Annotated in this window: 17 protein-coding genes and 1 pseudogene; 6 read left to right on the forward strand and 12 right to left on the reverse strand. The window is 56.5% G+C overall.

Annotation, left to right across the window (positions count from 1 at the left end; all coding sequences use genetic code 11):
- The first annotated feature begins 15 nt into the window (after positions 1–15).
- Together HNQ99_RS03930 and HNQ99_RS03935 are read left to right on the forward strand one after the other, a co-directional pair.
- On the forward strand, positions 16–309 hold the full coding sequence (locus HNQ99_RS03930) for a 4a-hydroxytetrahydrobiopterin dehydratase (RefSeq protein ID WP_184474327.1): 294 nt from the start codon (positions 16–18) through the stop codon (positions 307–309).
- Positions 310–371: 62 nt separating this feature from the next.
- On the forward strand, positions 372–1,379 hold the full coding sequence (locus HNQ99_RS03935) for an adenosine deaminase (RefSeq protein ID WP_184474328.1): 1,008 nt from the start codon (positions 372–374) through the stop codon (positions 1,377–1,379).
- Here the strand turns inward: HNQ99_RS03935 and HNQ99_RS03940 are convergent.
- The 3 genes from HNQ99_RS03940 to HNQ99_RS03950 all read right to left on the reverse strand — a co-directional run bounded on the left by HNQ99_RS03940 (position 1,368) and on the right by HNQ99_RS03950 (position 3,514).
- Complete coding sequence (locus tag HNQ99_RS03940; RefSeq protein ID WP_184474329.1) at positions 1,368–1,994, reverse strand: TetR/AcrR family transcriptional regulator; 627 nt, start codon at positions 1,992–1,994, stop codon at positions 1,368–1,370. The genes HNQ99_RS03935 and HNQ99_RS03940 overlap by 12 nt on opposite strands.
- 258 nt (positions 1,995–2,252) lie before the next feature.
- Positions 2,253–3,059, reverse strand: a complete 807-nt coding sequence (locus HNQ99_RS03945) for a ferredoxin--NADP reductase (protein ID WP_184474330.1) — start codon at positions 3,057–3,059, stop codon at positions 2,253–2,255.
- Positions 3,059–3,514, reverse strand: coding sequence for a hypothetical protein (locus tag HNQ99_RS03950; RefSeq protein ID WP_184474331.1), 456 nt, complete (start codon positions 3,512–3,514; stop codon positions 3,059–3,061). Before HNQ99_RS03950 ends, HNQ99_RS03945 begins: the two co-directional genes overlap by 1 nt.
- Before the next feature lie 212 nt (positions 3,515–3,726).
- Here HNQ99_RS03950 and HNQ99_RS03955 point away from each other — a divergent pair, with 212 nt between their 5' ends.
- Entirely contained in the window at positions 3,727–4,152 is a 426-nt protein-coding gene (locus HNQ99_RS03955; RefSeq protein WP_184474332.1) for a hypothetical protein, read from the forward strand.
- 12 nt (positions 4,153–4,164) lie between these two features.
- Here the strand turns inward: HNQ99_RS03955 and tatC are convergent, their stop codons facing one another.
- The 9 genes and pseudogenes from tatC to HNQ99_RS04000 form a co-directional block, all read right to left on the reverse strand.
- Positions 4,165–4,941 carry a twin-arginine translocase subunit TatC gene (gene tatC / locus HNQ99_RS03960; RefSeq protein ID WP_184474333.1) on the reverse strand — a complete coding sequence of 259 codons (777 nt, stop codon included), beginning with the start codon at positions 4,939–4,941 and terminating at the stop codon, positions 4,165–4,167.
- Positions 4,938–5,291, reverse strand: coding sequence for a Sec-independent protein translocase protein TatB (tatB, locus tag HNQ99_RS03965; RefSeq protein WP_184474334.1), 354 nt, complete (start codon positions 5,289–5,291; stop codon positions 4,938–4,940). Before tatB ends, tatC begins: the two co-directional genes overlap by 4 nt.
- A 32-nt stretch (positions 5,292–5,323) precedes the next feature.
- Entirely contained in the window at positions 5,324–5,560 is a 237-nt protein-coding gene (locus HNQ99_RS03970) for a twin-arginine translocase TatA/TatE family subunit (protein ID WP_184474335.1), read from the reverse strand.
- A gap of 29 nt (positions 5,561–5,589) precedes the next feature.
- Positions 5,590–6,180 carry an SMC-Scp complex subunit ScpB gene (gene scpB, locus HNQ99_RS03975; RefSeq protein WP_184474336.1) on the reverse strand — a complete coding sequence of 197 codons (591 nt, stop codon included), beginning with the start codon at positions 6,178–6,180 and terminating at the stop codon, positions 5,590–5,592.
- The gene (locus tag HNQ99_RS03980; protein ID WP_184474337.1) at positions 6,177–6,977 is read right to left on the reverse strand and encodes a segregation and condensation protein A; all 801 of its coding nucleotides are present in this window, start codon (positions 6,975–6,977) and stop codon (positions 6,177–6,179) included. The genes scpB and HNQ99_RS03980 overlap by 4 nt, the downstream gene beginning before the upstream one ends.
- Entirely contained in the window at positions 6,974–7,981 is a 1,008-nt protein-coding gene (gene nagZ, locus HNQ99_RS03985) for a beta-N-acetylhexosaminidase (protein WP_184474338.1), read from the reverse strand. The genes HNQ99_RS03980 and nagZ overlap by 4 nt, the downstream gene beginning before the upstream one ends.
- 79 nt (positions 7,982–8,060) lie before the next feature.
- Entirely contained in the window at positions 8,061–8,537 is a 477-nt protein-coding gene (locus HNQ99_RS03990; protein ID WP_184474339.1) for a nuclear transport factor 2 family protein, read from the reverse strand.
- A 19-nt stretch (positions 8,538–8,556) separates the two neighbouring features.
- Positions 8,557–9,423 (reverse strand): annotated as a pseudogene (locus tag HNQ99_RS03995) (carbon-nitrogen hydrolase family protein); the annotation flags it as partial.
- 19 nt (positions 9,424–9,442) lie between these two features.
- Positions 9,443–10,663, reverse strand: a complete 1,221-nt coding sequence (locus tag HNQ99_RS04000) for an NADP-dependent isocitrate dehydrogenase (RefSeq protein ID WP_184474341.1) — start codon at positions 10,661–10,663, stop codon at positions 9,443–9,445.
- Between the two features lie 172 nt (positions 10,664–10,835).
- On the opposite strand from HNQ99_RS04000, the gene HNQ99_RS04005 reads away from it, so the two are divergent.
- From HNQ99_RS04005 to HNQ99_RS04015, 3 genes are all read left to right on the forward strand, one after another.
- Complete coding sequence (locus HNQ99_RS04005) at positions 10,836–11,570, forward strand: phosphatidylserine decarboxylase (protein ID WP_184474342.1); 735 nt, start codon at positions 10,836–10,838, stop codon at positions 11,568–11,570.
- Positions 11,567–12,328: a CDP-alcohol phosphatidyltransferase family protein gene (locus HNQ99_RS04010; RefSeq protein WP_184474343.1), complete on the forward strand. Its 762-nt coding sequence runs from the start codon at positions 11,567–11,569 to the stop codon at positions 12,326–12,328. Before HNQ99_RS04005 ends, HNQ99_RS04010 begins: the two co-directional genes overlap by 4 nt.
- A 134-nt stretch (positions 12,329–12,462) precedes the next feature.
- Positions 12,463–12,681, forward strand: a complete 219-nt coding sequence (locus tag HNQ99_RS04015) for a hypothetical protein (RefSeq protein WP_184474344.1) — start codon at positions 12,463–12,465, stop codon at positions 12,679–12,681.
- The last annotated feature ends 7 nt before the right edge of the window (positions 12,682–12,688 follow it).

A 12,688-nucleotide genomic window follows, 5' to 3' on the forward strand; every position in this document is an offset into this window, starting at 1 on the left:
AGAAGGAGAAGGACAATGGTGCCCAAGCTGACGGAGGAAGAGCGAAGCGCCGCCCTGTCGGGCCTCACCGATTGGTCTTACGACGCGGAGCGTGACGGAATCAGGCGCAGTTTCCGTTTCGGGGACTTCAGGGCCGCATTCGGTTTCATGACGCAAGTGGCAATGCTGGCCGAAAAACTGGATCATCATCCTGAATGGTCCAATGTCTATAACCGTGTGGACATATTGCTGACGACTCATGACGCCAAAGGGCTTTCGAAGCGCGATATAGACCTGGCGCAAAAAATCGATGCTCTATCCCGGAAATGACGGTGACCATCCGGCTTCTTCCATTATGCTGGCGATGATTTGAACCCAGATAAGAGATGATCATGGACGATTTGAGCGCCCTGGCCTTGGCTCTTCCCAAGGCGGAACTGCATCTGCATATCGAGGGCAGCCTGGAACCTGAGCAGATGTTCCAGTTTGCCAAGCGAAACAAGGTCGATATTCCTTTTGCCAGCGTGGACGAGGTTCGGACGGCATATCGCTTTTCCAACCTCCAGGATTTTCTGAATATCTATTATCAGGGCGCCGATGTGCTGCGAACGGAAGAAGATTTTCGTGATCTTGCGCTGGCTTATTTCGACCGCGCGGCGGCCGATAATGTCGTTCATGCCGAAATCTTTTTTGATCCTCAGACGCATATGACGCGGAACATCCCTTTTTCGGTTGTGGCTGACGGATTACTCGCTGGGATGAAACAGGCCGAGGCAAAGCATGGTTTGAGTTCTAAGCTCATCCTCTGTTTTCTGCGTCATCTGGATGAAGAGGACGCTTTTTCCACATTCCGGGCAGCCGAGCCCTATTTTGACCGGATTGCGGGAGTTGGGCTGGATTCTTCCGAGGTCGGTCACCCTCCCGCAAAATTTTCTCGTATATTTTCGGCCGCAGGAGATGCAGGGTTGCTCCGTGTTGCCCATGCCGGAGAGGAAGGGCCGCCGGAATATGTCTGGGAGGCGCTGGACTTGCTGAACATCGACCGGCTCGACCACGGCAATCGTTCACTCGAAGACCCGTTGCTTGTGGCTCGGCTTGCTCGTCAGGCTATGACGCTGACGGTTTGCCCGCTTTCCAATCTTAAACTCTGCGTCGTTGACGATATGCGCAATCATCCGATTTCGAGGATGCTTCAATTGGGCCTGCGGGCAACGATAAACTCCGACGATCCGGCCTATTTTGGCGGATATATCGATGACAATTTTCAGGCATTGGTTAAATGTGGAAAGCTGCGGAAGGAGGATGTCGCGACCTTGGCGCGCAACAGCTTTCTTGGATCATTTCTTCCTAACGAAGATATTGTCAGGCATCTGGCGACAATTGACGCCCTAATCGCCTGAGGCTCCGGTGGCATAGCAGCGCAGGAACACATCGACAGCGCTTGCGGCCTCCGTTCTTATTTCCTCCGGCGGGACGGCATCGACAATGTTGAGCAGCATTTTCTGGTGCGCACCGGCCATGCAGAGCGCCACAAGTTGATTGGCCGCAACGGCCGTGTCTACACAGCGAATGGACCCTTCTTGGATGCATTGATCCAGATAGTCGGCGATCATCGCTTTTACGCTTTTCGGTCCGCGTTCATAGAAAATGCGGCCCAGTTCCGGAAAACGCCCGCCTTCACCATGTATAAGACGATGAAGCCTGATCGCCTCAATCCGGCTAACCCGTGTGACAAACTGAATGCAGAGGCGAAAAAGGGTTGAACGTGTATCTTCGTGCAGCTCGAGAATCTCTACAAGCTGCTGTTTGAATTCTGTCGTCGCCTCATCCAGCACGGCAGCAAAAAGATCTTCCTTGGAAGGAAAATAGCTCCACAGCGTCCCCTTCGATCCGCCCAATTTCGCTGCAATCTCAGACATCGTCGTTGCAGCATAGCCGTTTTCGAAAAAGGACCGGCGCGCCACCTCCAATATGCACGCACGCCGCTCATTTTTCCGCGCTTCCCTTTTGCTCATGGCTACAGCGTACTTCAGTATGTTTGTATTGACAGAAAATTTTTTGGAGAGGATAAATTATCGTACTCAAAGGTACGGTATTTTCAAGCCCCAATGATTCGTCCGCTCCCCCTGTCCGCCGCCGCTCCCACAGGCATGCTGTTTTCAGCTTGCGCCCCCCCTCCCAGACTTGGCGCACGTCCTGAAATGAACGGCGGTGGACCCCTTTCTTCCCACCAGATACGAGGACCAGGTCCGAGAAAAAATGGGCGATACTGATCAACCAACAAAAGCCTTTTCAATCACATAATCCCCCGGTTGCGCGTTCGAGCCTTCGATGAAGCCAAAACGTTCCAATATGGTCCGGCAATCTTGGATCATGGCCATGCTGCCGCAGAGCATCACCCGGTCCGACGAAGGATTGAGACGTTTTTGCCCGGCCGTCGTGCGAAACAGCTCGCAGCTTTGCAAAAGCGTTGTGATCCGTTGTCGCGTGGGAAAGTTTTCGCGCGTGACTATCGGAATATAGCTTAGCTGAACCAGCGCCTGGTCCTGCACCAGCGGATCGCCGGCGAGCAGGCCGTTCAGCTCGTCGCGGTAGGCGAGGTCGCTGATTTGCCGCACGCTGTGGACAACCACCACCTGAGCAAACCGGTCATAGATATCCGCATCGCGAATGATTGACAGGAAAGGCGCCAAGCCTGTTCCCGTGGCAAGGAGAAAGAGGCGTTTGCCGGGCTTAAGGGCATCGGCGACCAGCGTTCCCGTGGCCTTGCGGGCGAGGTAAATCTCATCGCCGGTCTTTATCTTCTGCAGCCGGGATGTCAGCGGCCCGTCCGGAGACTTGATCGACAGGAATTCAAGTTCGTCCATATACGCCGGACTGGCGATGGAATAGGCGCGCAGAATTGGCCTTGTCTCACCGGGCAAGCCTAGCATTACAAATTCGCCTGATCGAAAGCGAAAAGATGGGGGCCGGCTTATGGCAAAGCTGAATAGATGATCATTCCAATGGCGCACCCAGTTCACCCGTTCAATGTGATAGGCGGATTTAGGGGCGATGGCGGCCTGGGTCATGTCGCTCATCACCCACGGTCCCCGGTAATGGAATGGGGAAGAGCAGGGACTTGCGGGTTTAGATCAGCCGCTTGAAATCCCGGAATTGTCGCCTTGATAGCAGAAAAAAGAGGCATAACCGCCTCCTCCTTTACCAGCAGTTCAATGACGGCGACGGCCACACTTTCGTTTCCGGCCGCCATATCGCTCCAAAGGTGCAACAGCACGGCTTCATCGTCACCGATCTGATCGCGATGGAGGCAGTGGAACTCCAGCAGTGCTCTACCATCATAATTCAGGGCGCTCATCGCGATATGAAGATGCGGCAGAGCCTCAATGGCGGACATGCGCAAGAAGGCGGAAGCGAGTCGTGCTGGCGGGCAGTCGCCTTTGCGACTAACAGTCACCCATGCTCGCATCGCCCACAGGAGGAAGCGGCTGCCTTCAGGCAATGAGGTCACGGGGCGGTCAATGAGGTTGTACATCAAGCTTGCTCCTGAAATGACGAACCGTTTTTTAATTTGCTATTGATAGTGAATATCATTAGCTAGCATAAATGATCCTGCGGGATCGTCAAGCAGCGTGCATCTTCCCAGTCTCATCCTTCTCCCCGGGTGCACGCTGTAACTCACGCCGCCGGCCTTGCGGCTGGTGGCGTGTTTTTTCATGAAGGGGTGGGGGTGGAAGGAAGTTTGGCATGCCGCTCGATCTGGACCTGATTGCCAGCACACCCGATATTCGCGGCTTACCCGCTGCTCAGGCCCGGATCACCTTAGCAACGCGCATCGCTGTGGTTTTCAACAAGTTGGGCCGCGATCCGGGTCCGGAACTCGCAAACCGTTTGGGATCGGAGGGAGCCGCAAGTCGCTTTCTGGCCCTGATGAGTGAAATGGGTTCGGTCTGGCCTGAGCCCGTATATGTCAATCCGCCATGCTGCCCCAAATTAAGCTATGACGAAATGATGGTTCTGGATCTGCTTACGGCCTGTGGCCGAGCTGATCGGAAGGCCTTTGATGACTTTCTCATGGATATGCTGCCAGCAGAAGCGCGCGATAGGCTGTATTTTTCTGCCGATGCCTTTGTGGCCAGCTATGTCGAAAAACCAGTCGGAAGAAAGGCTTGAAATGCGTTGCCATCATTCGGCGACAACAATGTCGTCATCCTTTTTCTGCGTTCTTCGATCCGTAAACCAGATGGTGATGAGAGTGATTTCGTAGAGAAGGATCAGGGGAATCGCCAGCATCAACTGCGATACCACATCAGGCGGCGTCAACACCGCTGCGGCTATGAAGGCGAGCACGATCATGTACCGCCTTATTCCAACGAGCTGCTGCCGTGTCACGATGCCGGCTTTATTCAGCAGCATCAGCAGCACGGGCATCAGGAAGCTGATTCCGAAGGCGAGGATGAATTGCATCACCAGCGACAAATAGCTGTCTGTGCTTGGCAATGCCTCCACATCAAGGCCGCCGCTCTTCCCCTCAAAACTTAGAAAAAAGTGAAAGGCCGTGGGCATTACCACATAATAGGCAAGGGCCGCACCCAGCGTGAACAGCACGGGCGTGGCGATCAGGAAAGGGAGAAATGCTCGTTTTTCCTTGGCATAAAGGCCCGGAGCGACAAAGGCCCAAAGCTGATTCGCGATAATCGGAAAGGAGACAAAAAAGGCCGCGAACAGAGCGACCTTCACTTGTACAAAAAAAGCTTCGTAAAGCTTTGTATAGACCAGTCGCCCCTGGCCCGCGCCAAAGGCCTCTGACAAGGGCCGAACCAGGAACCCGAAAATGTGCTCGGAAAAATAGAAGCAGACCGCGAAGGAGATAAGGAGCGCGCCGATGCACCACATCAGACGCCGCCTTAATTCCAGAAGATGATCGAGCAACGGCGCGCGCGTGTCGTCAATATCCCTCATGCGGCGCTGCTGTCCTTTTCGGCCGCAGGTGATGAGCCAATCACTTTTGAAATCTCACCGGTTTCCGGCTCAGGCGCAGCTATCGGCTTGGCCAGTTCTTCGGCGACATCGGTCGTTGGCCATTGTTTCATGATCCGCTCATTTTCGGCCGCCCATTTTTTTTCCAGCTCCTCCATCTCCGCCTCGCGGATCATGGCGTCTAGGCCGGTGCGGAAATGACGTGCCATGCCACGAGCCTTTCCCACTACTTGCCCTACTTTGTAGAGCGCCCGTGGCAAGTCCTTGGGGCCGATAACGACAATCGCGACGATAGCGATAAGCAGAAGCTCGGTTGAGCCGATGTCAAACATCTGGTGCTGTGATCCGGATCAGGGCTAAATGGTCAGCCGTGCTTTTGATCGTCGGTGACGGGCTGCGCCTGCTTCTCCGGAACGGTTTGGGATTCGATGCGGTTTACCGGCTTGGCGGCAGCATTGTCCTCATCATCCGCAAGGCCCTTCTTGAAGCTCTTCAGTCCCTTCGCCACGTCTCCCATCATATCGGAAAAACGGCCTTTCCCGAACAGCAGCAGAATTACGATACCAACAACCAGCCAATGCCAGATGCTAAGGCCACCCATTTCAAATTCTCCTTGTACAAGCCATCTATCTAGGCCTCTTCCCCGTCATTTTCCAGCGCGGATTGTCCGGCAAGTCCTTCCAGCGCCAAATCGACAGGGTCCAGCAAGCCAGCCGCTCGCAAATCTTCCATGCCCGGAAGGTCCCGGCGGCTGACAAGGCCGAAATGGGACAGGAATTCGCTGGTGGTGGCATAAGTCAGCGGCCGGCCGGGAACTTCGCGCCTGCCTGCCGGACGTATCCAGCCCGCTTCCATCAGCACGTCCAGGGTGCCTTTGGCGACTTGCACGCCGCGAACAGCCTCGATCTCGGCCCGGCTGACGGGTTCGTGATAGGCAATGATCGCCAGCGTTTCCATGCCCGCGCGGGAAAGCTTGCGCGGCTCTTCCTTTTCCCGGCGGAGGATGTGGGCCAGATCGGGCGCGGTCTGGAAGTGCCAGCGGCCGCCACGCTCGACCAGATTGACGCCGCGTGGGGCATAATCAGTCTCCAATGTTTCAAGCGCGGCCGACACATTGCCTTCATCGCCCACATATTGCCTGATCTCGCCCAGGGTCAGGGGTTTGTCCGAAGCGAAAAGCGTAGCTTCGACGGCACGGATAAAATCATCGGGCGGGTTCACGCGGCGGCTTCCGGCGGACTGGCCGTTCGCAGGAAAATCGGCTCAAAAATCCCTTCTTGCCGAATATCGAGCCTGCCCTGCCGGGCGAGTTCCAATGCTGCCACAAAGCTGCTGGCCAGCGCAGAGCGGCGAAGGCCCGGGGTTGCGCCTTCAGGAAGGAAATTTTCGAGACTGGTCCAATCGAGTTGCACGCCCACCAGCCGTCCAACCCGCTCGATTGCTTCTTCCAGCGTCATGACCGCGCGGCGGGCGACAAAGTGCAGGGCAGGTTGCGTCCGCGCCTTCATTTGCCCGTAGGCGGAGATGAGGTCGTAGAGGGAGGCGTCCCAGGCGGCCTTGCGAATGGTGCGAAGGCCCTCGGGCGCTGGCCGAACGAACACGTCACGCCCGATCCGGTTGCGCGCCATCAAACGAGCGCCTGCCTCTCGCATGGCGTTGAGCCGCTGCAGCCGCAAATGCAGCCGCAACGCCAACTCCTCCGGCGATGGATCGACCGTCGGATCTTTGGGCAGCAGGAGACCGGATTTAAGATAGGCGAGCCAAGCGGCCATCACGAGATAATCTGCTGCTACCTCCAGCTTCAGTTCCCGTGCGCCCTCAATGAAGGTGAGATATTGCTCGACCAGCGCCAGAATGGAAAGTTCGCGCAAATCCACTTTCTGGGTCCTGGCGAGCGCGAGGAGCAGATCCAGCGGGCCTTCCCATCCGTCAAGCTCGACCGTCAGCACATCGGGCGATCCGGCTGGCAGAGCCGGACGGTCAACCAGGTCCGTCCAGTCAGCCAGCAAGTCGTTCATGCGAGCGCCAGCAACTCGTCGCGCTTTGCGACAAGCTCCTCATAAGGCCGGTTTTCGGCCCCGCCGGCAATGCTCGCCATTGCGCGGTCCAGCCGCGTTTTCGATTCCGGCCGAATATCCCCCAAGGCTTCAGCTATGCCTCGCATTTCATCGATCCGGCCCCAGCAGTTGAGAGCCAGATCGCACCCAGCCGCCACGACCTGCGCCGCCAACTGCGGAATGTCCCCTTTCAGCGCTTTCATATCAAGATCATCGGACATCAATAAACCGTCAAAGCCGATCCGATCGCGAATGATGGTCTGGATGACGGTGGGAGAAAGGCTGCAAGGCAACTCCCGGTCCCAAGCGGTATATATGATGTGAGCCGTCATTCCCATTGGAGCAGAATGGAGCGCGCGAAAGGGGGAAAGGTCAATCTCCAGCTCGTCTTCGCTCGCGTCGACAACCGGAAGATCCAGATGGCTGTCCACCATCGCGCGCCCGTGCCCCGGCATATGTTTGACGATGCCGCACACGCCCCCTCTGCGAAGACCATTGAGCACTGCGCGGCCAAGCGCGGCAACGCGCATCGGCTCGGCGCCCAGGGCCCGGTCGCCAATGATATCGTTCGTTCCGGGCTGTCGTACATCCAGCAGCGGCAAGGCGTCGACGTTGATGCCGACGCCTCGGAGCATGGTTGCGATCGCTTGGGCGTTGCATCGCGCTGCTTCGATCGCGCTGGTCGGAGCGATATCGTATAATTTGTCGAACATGATGGCGGGTGGAAAAGCCGGCCAAAGCGGCGGCTGCATTCGTGCGACGCGTCCGCCCTCCTGATCGATCAGAATCGGGACGTCTTCGCGCCCATGCAATGTGCGTAAATCGTCAGTAAGAGCCCGAAGCTGGTCCGGGCTTTCCACATTGCGCTTGAAAATGATGTAGCCTGCAGGCTTTGCGTCCTGGAAGAGCGCGCGCTCCTCCTGTGTGAGAGCAAAGCCAGCGAGGCCGAAGATTACGGGCTTCATATATGGCGAGCGCTTGGTTGATTCATGCCAGACTAATAGGATGAATTAAGCGCCGCCGCCATGGGGTGAGGATATTGGATTAGAACATAGGATGCGGATTGGCGGATTTCTCCGGAACCGGCTGCATGACATCCCAATGCTCGACAACCTTGCCGTCCTTCAGCCGCAGAATGTCGACGACGGCGAAGCTTGGTTGGCCGGCGGACGCAACGATTTCGCTGTGCACGGCCGCCATGTCGCCATCCACGAGGATACGGTGGATCTTGAAGCTGAGTTGAGGCTGGGCGCTCAAAAAGGGTTCAAGTACCTTCAGTGTGCCTTCGCGGCCATCGGGAGCTCCGGGATTGTGCTGGATATAGTCCGCAACGACATGTTTTTCGAACGCATCCCGCACCTTCTTCTGCGTATAGAACATATTCATGAAGTCGGTGACAACGGCGCGGTTCCGCTCGGTTTCGCTTTGTCCGGAGGCGGGAGCGGGAGTGGATTCGGCGGCCGCGGCAAGAGCCGGGCTGAAGCTGAGGCACATCGCTAATGCCGCCACCATTGATCTCATATTGTCATCCTAAAAATTGTTACTGTTTCCATGTAGCGTACAGATCATTACGCCTGTCTGCAAGATTGCGGACGCTTCCCTTTTCCCGAACCCAATCCAGATCGGCGAGGTTAATATCTGCAATGGTCATCCCTTCGGCATTAGGCGTGGCTTCACCCGCGATGCCGTCGCGAGGGAAGGGGAAATCACAGGGGGTCAAAATGGCGCTGACGCCATATTGCATGTCCATGTTCGCCACGCCGCGCAGGTTACCGCAATTCCCCGAGAGGATAACGTGACACTGATTTTCTACGGCGCGCGCCTGGCTGCAATAGCGGACGCGAAGATAGCCCGGCTGACTGTCCGTGCAGAAGGGCACAAAGAGCAGTCTTGCTCCTTGATCGACAAGGTGGCGGGCCAGTTCCGGGAATTCCGAGTCATAGCAGATGAGAACGCCGATAGGCCCACAATCAGTCTGGATAACATCCGCGCTATCCCCGCCTTCGATCCCCCAGAAGCTTGCCTCATTGGGCGTCGCATGGATTTTCTGGCGCAGGCGCAAGGAACCGTCGCGCAGCGCGACATGGCAGCTATTGCGCGGAACGCCATTATGATCTCGGCTGATATGAGTGCCGGCGATGAGATTGATTGCATAGTCTTTCGCGAGCCGCTGGAACAGCGCGCTGAGATCCGGCGTCAGCTTGGTGAGCCGGTCGATGTCCACTTCGACATCGAGAGAAGGTGGCTGGCAGCTTAGCAGCGCAAGCGTGAAGAATTCAGGAAACGCTATAAAGTCGGCGTCATTATCCGAAGCAAGTTTGACGAAATATTCGACCCGCGCGGTAAAATCGGCAAAGGATGCGACGGTCCTGGCTTGAAACTGGACCGTCGCTATCCGCACCTTTTGCCGCGCGGGCGTCATGGGATCAGGCCCAGCTGCTCATCTCGGCTTCCAGGTTGACGCGTATCTGTTCAAAGAACTGCTCGGTGGTCATCCAAGGCTGGTCTGGGCCGATCAGAACCGCAAGGTCCTTGGTCATGTGGCCGTCCTCAACGGTCTTGACGCAAACCCGCTCCAGGGTTTCGGCAAATTTCGTCACCATTGGCGTATCATCAAACTTGCCGCGATATTTAAGACCGCCGGTCCAGGCAAAGATGGAAGCAATTGGATTGGTCGACGTTTGCTTGCCCTGCTGGTGCATGCGGTAATGTCGCGTCACGGTGCCGTGAGCCGCTTCGGCCTCTACGGTCTTGCCGTCCGGCGTCATCAGAACCGAGGTCATCAGGCCGAGTGAGCCGAAACCCTGCGCAACGGTGTCGGATTGCACGTCACCGTCATAATTCTTGCAAGCCCAGACAAACTTTCCGTTCCATTTAAGGGCCGACGCTACCATGTCGTCGATCAGGCGGTGCTGATATTCGATGCCGGCTGCTTCGAACTTGGACTTGAATTCGGTGTTGAAGATGTCCTCGAATAGATCCTTGAAGCGGCCATCATAGGCCTTGATGATCGTGTTCTTGGTCGACAGGTAGAGCGGCCAGTTGCGGTCAAGCGCATAGTTCATCGAAGCACGGGCGAAATCGCGAATCGATTCGTCGAGATTGTACATCGACATGGCAACGCCGGACGAGGGGAATTGGAAGACCTCCTCGTCGATAACCTTTCCATCGTCACCCTCGAAGACCAGCCGCAACTTGCCGGGGCCCGGAACGAGAAAATCCGTCGCACGATACTGGTCGCCGAATGCATGGCGGCCAATAACGATCGGATCAGTCCAGCCGGGCACCAATCGAGGCACGTTGCGAATCACGATCGGTTCACGAAAAACCACGCCGCCCAATATGTTGCGGATCGTGCCGTTAGGCGATTTCCACATCTTCTTTAGGTCGAATTCCTCGACCCGCGCTTCGTCCGGCGTGATGGTGGCGCATTTCACGCCTACGCCATATTTCTTGATCGCATTGGCGGCATCGACAGTAATCTTGTCATCGGTCTTGTCGCGCACCTCGACGGCGAGGTCGTAATAATGGAGGTCGATGTCGAGATAAGGCTGGATCAGCCGCTCACGGATCCATTGCCAAATGATGCGAGTCATCTCATCGCCATCAATTTCGACAACTGGATTTTTGACCTTGATTTTCGCCATTCGCCTATCGCTTTCATGCCTGGGGTAAGATTTGCAAAGGCGTCTAGGCAAAGGTGACGAAATGATCAACCGTTGCGTGAACCCAGGATGAAAACTGGGTTGCGGTCGGCTATCTGCGCCTCTTTGAAGGGAGGACGTTGTATCGGCGCGCCCTAGTGCCTAAAGAACGGCGATGATTTCAGAAAACTCCTACGTGGTGCCCGGAACCACAACCGTCAAATGGCGCTTTCCATCTGTCCACCCCGAAGGCCGCAAATTTGGAGCCATTGCTGCCGGTATCACGGTGTTGGCCTGGCTGTTCATCCCTTGGCTTACCTGGCCCATGATCGTTCTGACGGCCTGGGTGCTCGCATTTTTCCGCGACCCCATCAGGGTAACGCCGGTAGATGAAAGCCTGATCGTAGCGCCGGCCGATGGTCTTATTACATTGATTCAAAATGTGCCGCCCCCCCGCGAGTTGCTGGGCGCTGACGGAATTGGCAATGATGAGATGACGCGAGTCTCCATTTTCATGAGCGTGTTCGATGTGCACATAAATCGGGCGCCGATCGGCGGTACGATCAAGTCCGTTATCTATATTGCAGGCAAATTCCTCAACGCGGATCTTGACAAGGCGAGCGAGGACAATGAGCGCCAGCACATATTGGTCGAGCGCGTCGATGGGGTTCGCATTGGTTTTACCCAGATTGCCGGATTGGTGGCCCGACGGATCGTCCCCTTCGTCAAACCTGGCGACGTGGTGGCGCACGGACAGCGTGTAGGGCTCATTCGCTTTGGTAGCCGTGTCGACGTTTATTTACCCAAGGGCACCGCTCCGCGTGTGGCGCTGGGGCAGAGAACGATCGCCGGTGAAACGGTTCTGGCGAAACTGGGCGATGCCCAAGGGGTTCTGGGAGTGTCGCAATGATTGCTCCTGGCGAGGATATTCCCCCTCGTCGGGGGATCACCCTCAGGCAGGTCGCGCCCAATGCAGTGACCGCGATGGCCCTTTGTTTCGGGCTGACCGGCATTATGTTCGGCGTTCGGGGAGAATGGGAAAAGGCGGCCGGCGCCATTATTTTTGCGGGTGTCCTGGATGGGCTCGACGGACGCATCGCCCGGCTTTTGAAAGGTGAAAGCCGTTTTGGTGCGGAGTTGGATTCACTTTCGGATGTGATTGCCTTCGGCGTCGCGCCCGCACTGGTCATCTATCTTTGGTCGCTGCAAAATCTGCCGAAATTCGGCTGGATCATAGCACTTGCTCATGCGGTGTGCTGCGCGCTGCGGCTGGCGCGGTTCAACGCGAATATCGACTCTGACGACCAACCTCACAAATCTGCCGGGTTCCTTACCGGCGTGCCTGCTCCGGCAGGCGCCGGGCTTGCCTTCGTTCCGCTCTATCTATGGCTGTCCACTGGCTTGGAAATTTTCCGGGCATCTTACATTGTCGCACCATGGGTAGCCGTTATCGCTTTCTTGATGATCTCGAACGTCGCGACTTTCAGTTGGAGTTCCCTGCGGCTTCGCAAGAACATCCGGTTGGAAGCGATAGCCTTTGTCGGCTTGCTCAGCGCCGCGCTGATCACCGCGCCATGGCCGACGCTGCTGGGCGTCGCTCTTTTTTACCTGGCGCTCATTCCCTTGGGTATTGCCAGCTACGCCAAGGTCAGGCGGCAGCGCGGCTAAGACGAGGCTGGCGAATTACGCGGGGCGAACCTGTCCGGCCCGGACGCCGCGGCGGCATGCGCCACAGAGCGGGCTGACGGTGAAGCGGCTGCATCTTTAATGCGGCGAACATCTTGTCCCTATAATCCGCAAAAGTGACAGCCATCACCGTGATGGCGGCGGCAAATGAAATTGCGAAAAGCAGTGAAGCCATAAGAGAAAACATATGCGTTCCTTCTCTGTTCGGTGAAGCCTGCTCCCATATTGGCGACAACAAGCGCCCAGGGTTTAGCGAACTGTTCACCAAGATCTTCCGGCCTCCTGCTTATGCAGGAGCACTGATCCGTCAGATCAATGTTCATGCTTTGTTCTAATTTCTTT

The sequence above is a fragment of the Rhizorhapis suberifaciens genome (genome assembly GCF_014200045.1).
GTDB classification, from domain to species: domain Bacteria; phylum Pseudomonadota; class Alphaproteobacteria; order Sphingomonadales; family Sphingomonadaceae; genus Rhizorhapis; species Rhizorhapis suberifaciens.

Bases quoted from the DNA above. Each gene is read 5' to 3' on its own strand.
- HNQ99_RS03930 (WP_184474327.1), top strand. From the start codon at position 16: ATGGTGCCCAAGCTGACGGAGGAAGAGCGAAGCGCCGCCCTGTCGGGC.
- HNQ99_RS03935 (WP_184474328.1), top strand. From the start codon at position 372: ATGGACGATTTGAGCGCCCTGGCCTTGGCTCTTCCCAAGGCGGAACTG.
- HNQ99_RS03940 (WP_184474329.1), bottom strand. From the start codon at position 1,994: ATGAGCAAAAGGGAAGCGCGGAAAAATGAGCGGCGTGCGTGCATATTG.
- HNQ99_RS03945 (WP_184474330.1), bottom strand. From the start codon at position 3,059: ATGAGCGACATGACCCAGGCCGCCATCGCCCCTAAATCCGCCTATCAC.
- HNQ99_RS03950 (WP_184474331.1), bottom strand. From the start codon at position 3,514: ATGTACAACCTCATTGACCGCCCCGTGACCTCATTGCCTGAAGGCAGC.
- HNQ99_RS03955 (WP_184474332.1), top strand. From the start codon at position 3,727: ATGCCGCTCGATCTGGACCTGATTGCCAGCACACCCGATATTCGCGGC.
- tatC (WP_184474333.1), bottom strand. From the start codon at position 4,941: ATGAGGGATATTGACGACACGCGCGCGCCGTTGCTCGATCATCTTCTG.
- tatB (WP_184474334.1), bottom strand. From the start codon at position 5,291: ATGTTTGACATCGGCTCAACCGAGCTTCTGCTTATCGCTATCGTCGCG.
- HNQ99_RS03970 (WP_184474335.1), bottom strand. From the start codon at position 5,560: ATGGGTGGCCTTAGCATCTGGCATTGGCTGGTTGTTGGTATCGTAATT.
- HNQ99_RS03980 (WP_184474337.1), bottom strand. From the start codon at position 6,977: ATGAACGACTTGCTGGCTGACTGGACGGACCTGGTTGACCGTCCGGCT.
- nagZ (WP_184474338.1), bottom strand. From the start codon at position 7,981: ATGAAGCCCGTAATCTTCGGCCTCGCTGGCTTTGCTCTCACACAGGAG.
- HNQ99_RS03990 (WP_184474339.1), bottom strand. From the start codon at position 8,537: ATGAGATCAATGGTGGCGGCATTAGCGATGTGCCTCAGCTTCAGCCCG.
- HNQ99_RS04000 (WP_184474341.1), bottom strand. From the start codon at position 10,663: ATGGCGAAAATCAAGGTCAAAAATCCAGTTGTCGAAATTGATGGCGAT.
- HNQ99_RS04005 (WP_184474342.1), top strand. From the start codon at position 10,836: ATGATTTCAGAAAACTCCTACGTGGTGCCCGGAACCACAACCGTCAAA.
- HNQ99_RS04010 (WP_184474343.1), top strand. From the start codon at position 11,567: ATGATTGCTCCTGGCGAGGATATTCCCCCTCGTCGGGGGATCACCCTC.